The organism is Pengzhenrongella sp., from assembly GCF_036565025.1.
Lineage (GTDB): Bacteria > Actinomycetota > Actinomycetes > Actinomycetales > Cellulomonadaceae > Pengzhenrongella.
On the sequence record NZ_DATCNW010000342.1, the window covers coordinates 1 to 4,886 of the forward strand.

Sequence of the window (4,886 nt, forward strand, 5' to 3'; positions counted from 1 at the left end):
CGGTGCGTACGGATTGCCCACGTGCCCTCCTGAGTCCTCTCGCGGTCCTGTGCCAGGTGGCCGACCGGCCACGGCGCGGCCCGCGGCTGCACTCCTCCCATTGTTCCCCACGGCGGGCGCGGGCGAGGACCGGTCCGCCCGCCCGGGCTCGGTAGGGTCGTCGCCGTGACCGCAGCCGCCAAGACGCCAGACCCCGCCGCGAGGTCGTCCCGCACGACGAGCCCAACCACCCCGAACGGTGAGCCCGTCGGCACCACGAGTGCGCGGCGCGTCGTCGTGCTCGTCTCCGGCGCCGGGACGAACCTCGCCGCTCTGCTCGCCGCGCACGCCGATGCCGGCTACGGCGCCCGCGTGGTCGGCGTGGTGAGCGACAAGCCCGCCGCGGGCGGCCTGGACGTGGCCCGCGCGGCGGGGGTGCCGACCGCCGTCGTCGCGCCGCGCGACTTCGAGGACCGGGCCCACTGGGACCGCGGCCTGGCCGACGCCGTCGGGGTGTTCCGCCCCGACCTGGTGGTCAGCGCAGGCTTCATGCGGATCCTCGGCGCGACGTTCCTCGGCCGGTTCCCGGGGCGCGTGCTCAACACGCACCCCGCGCTGCTGCCGTCGTTCCCGGGCGCGCACGGGGTCCGCGACGCCCTCGAGCACGGTGTCAAGATCACCGGCTGCACGCTGCACGTCGTGGACGCCGGCGTCGACACCGGCCCGATCGTCGCCCAGGCGGCCGTCGCCGTCGAGCCCGACGACGACGAGGCGAGCCTGCACGAGCGGATCCGGGTCGTCGAGCGCGCACTGCTCGTCGACTGGGTAGGTCGGATCGCGCGCGGCGGCCTGACGCTCGACGGCCGGCGCGTCGTCGTCGGCTGACGGCTTCCGGCACATCGCGGCTGCCGCCTGCTGAGGGTCTGGCGTCCGTTACCCTGGCACTGGCCGTGACTGGCGTACCTGAGGTGGGTTCAACCACCGGGGAGCGGCCGTAGTTCCCCGCCGGAGCGCCGTTCGCCTGGGCGCCTGGGTCCATCTGCGTGCCTGCGCACGCGCCATGCCGACCCGGGAGAACCCGATGTCCACGACCCCCAGCCCCCTCGACGCAGTGGTCGATCCGACCGCCGCCGCCACCCGCCGTCCGCTGCGCCGCGCGCTGGTCAGCGTGTACGACAAGACCGGCCTGGTCGAGCTCGCCACCGCCCTGCACGCGGCGGGCGTCGAGCTCGTCTCGACCGGCTCGACCGCCGCGACGATCGCCGCCGCCGGTGTCCCGGTCACCCCGGTCGAGGAGCTGACCGGCTTCCCGGAGTGCCTCGACGGGCGGGTCAAGACGCTGCACCCGCGCGTGCACGCCGGGATCCTCGCCGATACCCGCCGCCCCGAGCACCTCGCGCAGCTCGCCGAGCTCGGGATCGCGGCCTTCGACCTGGTGGTCGTCAACCTCTACCCGTTCGCGGCGACCGTCGCGTCCGGCGCGACGCCCGACGAGTGCGTCGAGCAGATCGACATCGGCGGGCCGTCCATGGTCCGGGCCGCCGCGAAGAACCACCCGAGCGTCGCGGTCGTCGTGGACCCCGCGGCCTACGGTGCGATCGCTGCCGCCGCCGCGGGCGGGGCCGACGGCGGTTTCACGCTCGCCGAGCGACGGGCGCTGGCGGCCGCCGCGTTCGTGCACACCGCGACGTACGACGTCGCCGTTGCGAGCTGGTTCGGCAGCGTGCTTGCGCCCGCTGCCACCGAGGGCCCCGCAGCCGGCTCACCGTTCCCCGCCTGGGTCGGCGCGACCTGGAACCGCAGCACGGTCCTTCGCTACGGCGAGAACCCGCACCAGCCCGCAGCGTTGTACACGCAGGGTGACGGGACCGTCGGCCTGGCGCAGGCGAACCAGCTGCACGGCAAGGAGATGAGCTACAACAACTACGTGGACGCCGACGCCGCCTGGCGCGCCGCCCACGACCAGACCGGCCCGACCGTCGCGATCATCAAGCACGCCAACCCGTGCGGCATCGCCGTCGGGCAGGACATCGCCGAGGCGCACGCGAAGGCGCACGCCTGCGACCCGCTGTCCGCGTACGGCGGCGTGATCGCGACGAACCGCGTGGTCACCGCCGAGATGGCCGCCCAGGTGGCGCCCGTCTTCACGGAGGTCGTCGTGGCGCCCGGCTTCGAGCCGGCCGCCCTGGAGATCCTCACCGCGAAGAAGAACCTCCGGCTGCTCGTCGTCGACGGGGCACCGCGCCGGGCGGCCGAGTTCCGCCCGATCAGCGGCGGCCTGCTCATGCAGCTGAGCGACCGGATCGACGCGCCCGGCGACGACGCGGCCGCCTGGCAGCTCGCCGCGGGAAAGCCCGCCGACGAGGCCACGCTCGCGGACCTCGTGTTCGCGTGGCGCGCGGTGCGCGCGGTGAAGTCGAACGCGATCCTGCTGGCATCGGGCGGTGCGTCGGTCGGCGTCGGGATGGGGCAGGTCAACCGGGTCGACTCGTGCCGGCTCGCCGTCGAGCGCGCCGGGGAGCGGGCCGCCGGCTCGGTCGCATCGTCCGATGCGTTCTTCCCGTTCGCCGACGGGCTCCAGGTGCTGCTCGACGCCGGTGTGCGCGCCGTCGTGCAGCCCGGCGGCTCGGTGCGCGACGCCGAGGTCATCGCGGCCGCCGAGGCGGCGGGCATCACCCTGTACCTCACCGGGACCCGCCACTTCGCCCACTGACCGACCGGGGGCGAGTACTGGGATGAGCCCGCGCAGATCGACGCGCGTCGGCCCACATCCGCCCCCGCGCGTGGGCCTGTCATTCGGCTCAGTCCCCTCGAGCAGCCACCGAGAAGTCAATTTCCGCCTGTCTCGTTGCGATCGGATGGGCGGATTTTGACTTCTCGGCGAGCGTCAGACGGCGGCGTCGCGCAGCGGGCGGGTGGGATCGCCGGCGACCGTCGGGTCCAGCACCGGCAGAGCGGCGGCCGTGAACAGGCGGCGCGCCGCGGCGACGTCCCGGGGCCGGTCGACCGCGAGCGCGGCCGTCAGCTCGCGCCCCACCGACTTGTCAGATCCAGCGCGCGCCAGGGTCCGCGTTGGGGCTGACAACTCGGGGGTGAACCACAGGGCGGTCCAGCCGCCGGTGCCGGTGGGGTCCCCGCGCAGGACGACCTCGTCGCCGGGACGGTGTTGGCCGTTAAGGACGAGATCGTGGCCGAGCTGGGTCGAGAAGACGTACGGGGCGGGGTCGTCGGCCGAGCCGACGGCGGTACCGGGCGCCGGTGCGTCTCGCGCCCCCAGCAGGGCGCGCACCGCGGTCGCCGGCCCGCGCAGGGCACCGTCCCAGTGCCCGCCGGCGACCCAGCCGTGCCGCGCCGACCAGCGTCTGGCGATGTCCCCGACCGCACGCACATGCCCCGGTACGCCGAGCACGCCGTAGCCCTCGTCGACCCGCAGGGAGCCGTCCGGGTCGCGGGGGAGCGATGTCCTGAGCCAGGCGGTCGCCGGACGCGCGCCGACCGCCACCAGCACGACGTCGGCGGGGAGCTCGCGCCCGTCCGCGAGCCGGACCCCGTCGGCGCGGACGTCGTCGGCCGGGACGCCGGCGAGCAGGGGCACCCCGGCGGCCGCGTACCAGGGGGCGACCAGGCCCCCGACGAAGCCGCCGAGAGCGACCGCGAGCGGCGTCGTCGCCGCCTCAACGACGGTGACCTCGACTCCCGCGGCCGCGGCAACGCCCGCCACCTCGGCCCCGATCCAGCCCGCTCCGACGATCACGAGGCGCGACCCGGGGTGCAGCAGGTCGCGCAGGATCGCGGCGTCGTCGGCGGTGTGCAGCGTCAGCGCGCCGGACCAGTGGGGTGGGCGGACGCTGTGCGAGCCGGACGCGAGGACGACGGCATCGGCCAGGACCTCCCCCTGCGCAGTGGCGACACGCACGCCGGTGGGGCGCACGACGAGGCCGGTGGCGGGGGTGGCGAGGCGGACGTCGTCGGCGAGGGCCGCGACGTCGACGCCCAGCTCGTCGGTGAGCCACGCCGGATCACGGCGGTCGAGCAGGTGCTTGGACAGCGGCGGGCGGTCGTACGGCGCGCGGCCCTCGGCGCCGAGCAGCGTCACCCGACCGTCGAAGCCCTGGGCTCGCAGCGCGGCGACGCTCTGGGCCCCGGCGAGGCCGGCCCCGACGACGACGACGGAGCGGACCGGGTGCGCCGGTGGCCCCACCGGCTCGGGCAGGCGCTCGATGGCGCGCGGGGCGACGGGCAGGAGTCGGTCGGGCACCTGGCAAAGGTAGTCTCCGGTCGGGAGGTGGACCGATGCAGCAGGACCAGCAAGCAGGGCGCGCCGGGGCGAGCGCAGAACGAACCGACCCCGCGGTCGTACAACCGGTCATCGCGCAGCCGGTCGCGCAGCCCGCTGTCGCGCAGCCCGTCATCGCACAGCCCGCTGTCGCCCAACCGGTCATCGCGGAACCCGTCGTCGTGCAACCTGTCGTGCAGCACCCGGACGCCGGGCAGCCGGACGCCGGGCAGCCCGACGCCGCGCACCCCGACGCCGTGGAACCCGTCGTGCCGCAACCCGTCGTCGCGCAGCCACTCGACGCGCGCGCGGCCGCCCGCGCGTCCCTGGCGGCGGGCCGCAGCCGGTCGTTGTGGTGGACCTGCGCGGGGATCGTGATCTCGGTGGCCCTCACTCAGACGGTGGGCGTGCCGATCGGTGCGCTCGCGATGGCCCTCGTGCTCATCGTGGCGGCCGCCGCCCGCGCGCTGCTGCCTGCCCCGGGACCCGTCGCCCTCGCGGTCCGCTCCCGCGTGATCGACGTCACGGTCCTGTTGCTGCTCGCGGCCGGCGTCGGCATCCTCGCCCAGATCATCCCCACCCGCTAACGCAAGAAAACCCCTCAACGTCCGAGCGTTGACGTCCTATAGGA

The 4,886-nt window shown here is 75.3% G+C and carries 4 protein-coding genes and 1 riboswitch; of the genes, 3 read left to right on the forward strand and 1 reads right to left on the reverse strand.

Annotated features, from left to right (window positions below):
• Positions 1 to 276: 276 nt before the first annotated feature.
• Both purN and purH read left to right on the forward strand, forming a co-directional pair.
• Positions 277 to 864: a phosphoribosylglycinamide formyltransferase gene (gene purN, locus VIM26_RS19715; RefSeq protein ID WP_331954408.1), complete on the forward strand. Its 588-nt coding sequence runs from the start codon at positions 277 to 279 to the stop codon at positions 862 to 864.
• 55 nt (positions 865 to 919) lie between these two features.
• Positions 920 to 1,013, forward strand: a riboswitch (ZMP/ZTP riboswitch).
• A gap of 47 nt (positions 1,014 to 1,060) precedes the next feature.
• Positions 1,061 to 2,692 (forward strand): bifunctional phosphoribosylaminoimidazolecarboxamide formyltransferase/IMP cyclohydrolase, encoded by a 1,632-nt coding sequence (gene purH / locus VIM26_RS19720; protein ID WP_331954402.1) that lies wholly within the window; start codon positions 1,061 to 1,063, stop codon positions 2,690 to 2,692.
• Between the two features lie 174 nt (positions 2,693 to 2,866).
• On the opposite strand, the gene VIM26_RS19725 is transcribed toward purH, so the two are convergent.
• Positions 2,867 to 4,237, reverse strand: a complete 1,371-nt coding sequence (locus VIM26_RS19725) for an NAD(P)/FAD-dependent oxidoreductase (RefSeq protein WP_331954404.1) — start codon at positions 4,235 to 4,237, stop codon at positions 2,867 to 2,869.
• A gap of 35 nt (positions 4,238 to 4,272) precedes the next feature.
• On the opposite strand from VIM26_RS19725, the gene VIM26_RS19730 reads away from it, so the two are divergent.
• Positions 4,273 to 4,842: a DUF3017 domain-containing protein gene (locus tag VIM26_RS19730; protein WP_331954406.1), complete on the forward strand. Its 570-nt coding sequence runs from the start codon at positions 4,273 to 4,275 to the stop codon at positions 4,840 to 4,842.
• Positions 4,843 to 4,886: the final 44 nt, after the last annotated feature.

Coding starts and splice junctions, on each gene's coding strand:
- purH (WP_331954402.1), top strand. CDS start 1,061: ATGTCCACGACCCCCAGCCCCCTCGACGCAGTGGTCGATCCGACCGCC.
- VIM26_RS19730 (WP_331954406.1), top strand. CDS start 4,273: ATGCAGCAGGACCAGCAAGCAGGGCGCGCCGGGGCGAGCGCAGAACGA.